Annotated in this window: 4 protein-coding genes; 1 reads left to right on the top strand and 3 read right to left on the bottom strand. The window is 40.9% G+C overall.

What is annotated here, in order from left to right; all coding sequences use genetic code 11:
- Window positions 1-68: 68 nt before the first annotated feature.
- Together H6G86_RS37775 and ppsA are read right to left on the bottom strand one after the other, a co-directional pair.
- Window positions 69-422, bottom strand: a complete 354-nt coding sequence (locus H6G86_RS37775; protein ID WP_190938673.1) for an element excision factor XisH family protein — start codon at window positions 420-422, stop codon at window positions 69-71.
- A gap of 12 nt (window positions 423-434) precedes the next feature.
- Entirely contained in the window at window positions 435-2,915 is a 2,481-nt protein-coding gene (gene ppsA / locus H6G86_RS37780; RefSeq protein ID WP_190938674.1) for a phosphoenolpyruvate synthase, read from the bottom strand.
- A gap of 189 nt (window positions 2,916-3,104) precedes the next feature.
- Here ppsA and H6G86_RS37785 point away from each other — a divergent pair, with 189 nt between their 5' ends.
- Window positions 3,105-3,509 (top strand): hypothetical protein, encoded by a 405-nt coding sequence (locus tag H6G86_RS37785; RefSeq protein ID WP_190938675.1) that lies wholly within the window; start codon window positions 3,105-3,107, stop codon window positions 3,507-3,509.
- 149 nt (window positions 3,510-3,658) lie between these two features.
- On the opposite strand, the gene H6G86_RS37790 is transcribed toward H6G86_RS37785, so the two are convergent.
- Window positions 3,659-4,396 carry a class I SAM-dependent methyltransferase gene (locus H6G86_RS37790; RefSeq protein WP_190938676.1) on the bottom strand — a complete coding sequence of 246 codons (738 nt, stop codon included), beginning with the start codon at window positions 4,394-4,396 and terminating at the stop codon, window positions 3,659-3,661.
- Window positions 4,397-4,698: the final 302 nt, after the last annotated feature.

Here is a 4,698-nt window from a genome sequence, read left to right on the forward strand (position 1 = left end):
TCAGTGACATCGAATCATACCTCAAGCGATCGCTTTTTAGATCCTAAATAACTCTTGATGGAGCCAACTTATTTGTTAAGCAATATTTCGCCAGCAGTATCAAAAATGTCGGTAAAAATATCCTCATGAACAGCAATATACAAAACCCTATCTGGATAATTGCGGGACATTACAGCAAGGTAAGTAAAGTACTGACCAATTGCCTGTTCGAGGTCTGCCACTTCCGATTCACCACTGAAGGTCTTGATTTCAACAGCAATTTTCTGCGTTCCTTTTTCTGCTATGAGTAACTTTTCGGCTGCCAAATCCACGTAAAGATCCTTTTTTCCCCACTTTAGATGAAAGGGATCGTCGGTAATCGTCCAGGCATCTTTGATCAGTGCATTCTTTAAGTTCTCATGGTAACGGTCTCTAGCTGGCATAAATTACTCGAATTATGAATTAGTACCCTCGGCTTTTGCTACTTCTAGCATTGTCTTTAAAACCGAATCTGGATTCAGACTGATGGAATCAATTCCCTGTTCAACCAAAAACTGAGCAAATTCTGGGTAATCACTGGGTGCTTGTCCACAAATGCCGATTTTGCGATCGCATTTTTTCGCCGCTTCTATGGCCATTTTTACCATTCGTTTGACAGCTGGACTACGTTCATCAAACAATCTCGCTACCAACGCCGAATCCCTATCTATCCCTAGTGTCAGTTGAGTTAAATCATTAGAACCAATGGAGAAGCCATCAAAGACCTCAGCAAATTCTTCAGCCAGAATCACATTACTGGGCAACTCACACATCACATAAACCTGCAACCCGTTAACGCCCTGCTTTAAATCATTTTTTGCCATCTCTGCTAAAACCAACCGCCCTTCATCAGGAGTGCGACAAAAAGGAATCATCGGAATAACGTTCGTTAAACCCATCTCTTCCCGTACCCGTTTGAGGGCATGACATTCTAGGGCAAAAGCTTCTCTGTAACCTTCATCATAGTAACGTGCCGCTCCTCGCCAACCCAGCATTGGATTTTCTTCATGGGGTTCAAACTGTCGCCCACCTAACAAATTCGCATATTCATTACTTTTGAAATCTGACATTCGCACAATCACTGGTTTAGGATAGAATGCTGCGGCAATTCTACCTATCCCTTGAGCTAATTTATCTACAAAATATTGAGGTTTATCGTCATAAAGTGAGGTAATCTCAGCAATTTTAGCTTTGACAAATTCATCTTTTAACAATTCATAATGAATCAATGCCATTGGATGAATTTGGATTTGGTTGGCAATGATAAATTCTGTTCTTGCTAAACCTACGCCATCGTTAGGAATTGCCGATAAACTTAATGCCTCTTGAGGATTACCTACATTCATTAAAATTTGAGTATGAGTACGCGGTAAGTTCTCTAAAGCAACTTCTTCCACTTCAAAAGGCAATAAGCCTGCATAAACTTTTCCTTCTTCCCCTTCGGCGCAAGAAATTGTTACCTCTTGACCAGGTTTTAAGATTTCTGTAGCATTGCCACATCCCACGATCGCAGGGACACCCAATTCTCGCGCAATGATTGCTGCATGACACGTTCTACCACCAGAATTGGTGACAATTGCACTGGCGCGTTTCATAATCGGTTCCCAATCGGGATCGGTTCTTTCTGTCACCAAAACTTCCCCAACTTGAAACTGTTCGAGTTTCTGAACATCTAAAATTAGGCGGGCTTTCCCTTGACTAATAGCTTCTCCAATTGCACTTCCGGTAACCAGGGGAATAGGCGATTGGGAATCATGGAGTGACGAGTGGGAAGATTTTTCCCTGTTCCCCAATACCAACCGATAACTCCGCAGCACATTTCCTGTCTTCTGCGACTGGACGGTTTCGGGACGCGCTTGCACAATAAAAAGTTGATTAGTAATGCCATCTTTTGCCCACTCGATATCCATTGGAGTGGATATACCGTGGACTTGAGAATAATGATCTTCAATTAAACACGCCCAACTTCCTAGTTGTAAAATCTCTTCATCACTCAGGGCAAATTTACCTCTTTCGCTGGCGGAAACCGAAACATTTTTCGTAAATTTGGAGCCGTCATCATAAATCATTTTCAGTTCTTTACTGCCCAATTTTTTATCGATAATCGGGCGAAAACCAGCTTTTAAAGTTGGTTTAAAAACACAGTATTCATCAGGATTGACAGACCCCTGAACAACGTTTTCACCTAAACCGTAGGCGGCTGTAATTAGTGCTGCATCCTTAAATCCGGTTTCTGTGTCAATGGAGAACATTACCCCAGAGGTTGCTAAGTCAGAGCGCACCATTTTTTGCACACCCACAGCCAGAGCAATGCTAAAGTGGTCAAATCCCTTGGTGTGGCGATAAGAAATGGCGCGATCGGTAAATATGGAAGCAAAGCACTTGTGACAAGCTGCTAAAACTCCTTCCACACCGACAACGTTGAGGTAAGTTTCTTGCTGTCCAGCAAAACTAGCATCAGGAAGGTCTTCAGCAGTGGCGCTAGAACGGACTGCAACATCTGTCTCTGTATGGTATATTTCACAAAGACTTTGGTAGGCTGTAGCGATCGCCTCTCGCAACTCTACAGGAAATGGAGTGTGGATTAATAGCGATCGCGCTTTTTTCCCCCGTTCTCGTAAATTTTTGACATCTTCAACATCCAAGTCAGCAAAGAGTTTGCGTAGCTTTGCTTCTAAACCTGCTGATTTGATGAAATGACGATAGGCGTAAGCAGTGGTGGCGAATCCGGTAGGAACGTTAATCCCTTTAGGCGTTAGCTGTTGAATCATTTCGCCCAGTGAGGCATTTTTACCACCAACTAACGGTATATCAGCAATTCCAACTTCATCAAACCATAAGATGAGCGATCGCTCTTGAGCAGATGGAGATAAAGTGCTTTTAGATATTGTAGTCATAATTACCTTTTAAATTTATACTCAATTTGTAAGTGCGTAACCTTTAGTATATTTTTCCCATCTTTAATTTTAGATTTTTCATTCTGTCGTGTAACTTTAAATTTGGCGATTAAATACAACTTTATAGTCAATAAAAGTTAACAATTATTTAGGTTAATAGCTTTATCAAAATACCGGATGCAATACACAATGGCGCAATTAGAACGACTACTAAAAATGGCAGAAGATGAGTTAACTGAGTACAGTACTGATGCCCGCAAAATCGAAAAACTACGCCGTAAAATAGGTTTATCAGTCTCGGCAGCCGAACAGCGACAAGTCAAAGAAGCATTATTAGTTAACAAGAAATCTTCTAATATAATTACTCAAATTGTGGAAGAGCAAAGACAAACAGTAGCCTTACCATTTTGGGGAATTGCTGGATTGGGTTTGTTATTTGGAATTTCTTTAAATCAACCTATCTGTTTGTTAGCAGCTATAGTTGGTACTGTATCAGCTTACAGAATTCAAAGATGGGGTTGGCAATTGCAGGCAAGGAGTCTATTGTTACAAACATTGGAAGATATTGAAGCGCGTATTGCTCAACCTAAATAGATACACTTTATAAATAAATTACTTGTAAATACTTGTATTTAAAGATACGAATGAATCGATTAGTCATTCTATTGAACCTCGTAAGTACTTAACAATTCTTTTGGGATCACCATAACAAAAAAATTAGATATTAGATTAGATTTAGGTATTTATGATCTTGGTTTGCGTGCAATAAATGCTACATAGCCCTCCGGCAGAAGGTATTGCCCATAACTACGAGTTGTTTCAACTTGGAAGCCAACGCCAGAGAGGTCACTTGCAATAGCTGTTGCTTCGTATAATCGCACGTGGTGTACTTCGTCAGATCGTCTGTAGTGTTCCCCCATCTTACGGAAGCTAATAATTCGGCGTGTCAAAATCATTTGCTCTCGATCTTCCGATTTTTCAACTAATACTACCCAGCTTTCTCCTTCAGTGAAACCCTTAGTTGTAGTACCTTGTGCAACTTGTCCTTTTTCGGCAATGTCGAAGATGAATACACCCCCAGGAGTTAAGGCATTATATATGCGCCAGAAAAGCTGAACAAGAATTTGGCGATCGTTGTCTCGATCAAACAGGTAGCTGATACATTCACTAATGGAGGTGACAGCATTGCATGGCGGAATCTCTGTTTTGAATAGTGAATCGATCCGAAATTCGGCATCTGGGACTCTTGTTCGTGCAATATTAATCATCGACTCAGAAATATCAACTCCGAGAACACGATAATGAGACTTAGTAAGTTCTTTTGCCCATAATCCGCTACCACAACCCAAGTCAACCACTAGTCCATCATGTATTTTGTTTTGAGCGAGGATTTCTAAAATGCCGGGAGCGGATTTGAGAGCGAAGTCACGGAAACCGTCATCATGAATAAACGCGAGGTCTTCTTTGTACCATTCATTCATATTGCTTAGAGGCTATGTTATAAATTTTTGGGGTTAAATACTTATTACGTGCTTTTAGCTATTACACTATTTTGGTCTTGCGATACCACTACGGTAATTTTATTTTTGGTGTTGTTGAATTAAAGCAAAAAATTGTAGGTTGGGTGGAGGCTTTGCGTAACCCAACATTCTGATATATGTTGGGTTGCGCTCCGCTTCACCCAACCTTGTATCTTAGAAATAGTAGTAGACCGTCCCAACCTTGGTCAAGAAAGACCGCTTCGTAGCATGGGTCACTACAACAATCTCTTTGACAGAACTCG

Source organism: Nostoc sp. FACHB-133, assembly GCF_014698055.1.
Classification (GTDB): domain Bacteria; phylum Cyanobacteriota; class Cyanobacteriia; order Cyanobacteriales; family Nostocaceae; genus Nostoc.